This window comes from Oleiphilus sp. HI0128 (genome assembly GCF_001635365.1).
This window is the reverse complement of the sequence record NZ_LWGG01000988.1, coordinates 1-1,251: the sequence shown is the minus strand read 5'-3', so window position 1 is coordinate 1,251 and position 1,251 is coordinate 1. Positions and strand designations below refer to the sequence as shown.

Genomic DNA, 1,251 nt, shown 5'->3' with positions numbered 1-1,251 from the left:
CTCCACGAGCTCACCAAGCGTTCTTTTATAACGGATAAAGCCACTGTCAGTTGACCTTACCCATCCTGACTGCCTAGCAATAAAAGGTTCATATTTAAGCTTGCTTCGTCGTTTGGTAAGCATATCTAATGAACGCATAACGTTAACGATGCCTCTTACACCCGCACGAATAGATAATTCATCAAATCGCAATGCTTCACCTGCTTCATATAAAAGTACTGGTACGCCCAGTTCTCCAGCAGATTCTCTCAACGATCCATCCCTTATATCGGCATTAAGTACAACAGGCACGCCAAAGGCTTTTGCAAGTTCATTTGTTCTTTCATCATCTAAATTTGCTCGTATCTGTGGCAGATTTGAGCGATGAATCGCACCTGTATGTAAATCAATCCCGTAGTCCGATTTTGAAACGATCTCTTTCAGAAACTGGTTTGCAATTCTTCCTGCTAACGACCCTTTAGTCGAGCCGGGGAAGCTTCTGTTTAAATCTCTTCTGTCAGGTAGATAGCGGCTTTGTGAAATGACGCCATAAACATTTACAATGGGGACTGCTATGAGCGTTCCCTTCATTCCTCTAAGTTGTTTACCTTGAATTAGGCGACTAATAATCTCAGTACCATTTAACTCATCACCATGAATCGCAGCGCTAACGAACAATACCGGGCCATCTTTTTTACCGTGTTTCACGTATACCGGCATCGACATTTCGGTGTCGGTATACAGCGCAACGGTGGGCATTTCAATGTATGCTGATTCACCCGGTTTGATGTCACGTCCTGCTATGGAAAAGCTCTGTCTCATTGTAATATCTCAACTAATATTTGCATTGTCTCAACTAATAACTAACCTTTCCCTTTAGTTTTGGTTGCGTTGGGTTTTGCCTTCTTTTCGATATGCGAAATAATCATCCCCGCTACATTTTTGCCGGTAGCCGTTTCAATGCCTTCTAGCCCCGGGGAAGAGTTCACTTCCATGACAACGGGCCCGGTAGCACTTCGAAGAATATCTACACCGCACATTGATAAGCCCATTGTCTTTGCTGCATCGACTGCTGTTTTTCTTTCAGCTGGCGATAAGCGAACTATTTCAGCCGAGCCCCCTCTGTGTAGGTTTGAGCGAAACTCACCAGGCGCAGCCTGACGTTTCATTGCAGCAACGACTTTATCTCCCACCACAAGACAGCGAATATCAGCACCATTTGCCTCCTTAATGTACTCTTGTACAAGGATGTTTGCTTTTAGACCCATAAAT

General features: G+C 44.1%; 2 protein-coding genes. Both read right to left on the bottom strand.

Annotated elements, in window-relative coordinates:
- The coding region (locus tag A3763_RS16820; protein ID WP_068760239.1) for a succinylglutamate desuccinylase/aspartoacylase family protein at window positions 1-801 on the bottom strand (801 nt) is incomplete at its 3' end.
- 41 nt (window positions 802-842) lie between these two features.
- Window positions 843-1,251, bottom strand: a 409-nt coding sequence (locus A3763_RS16815; RefSeq protein WP_156495135.1) for a RimK family alpha-L-glutamate ligase, incomplete at its 5' end; no start/stop codon positions are given.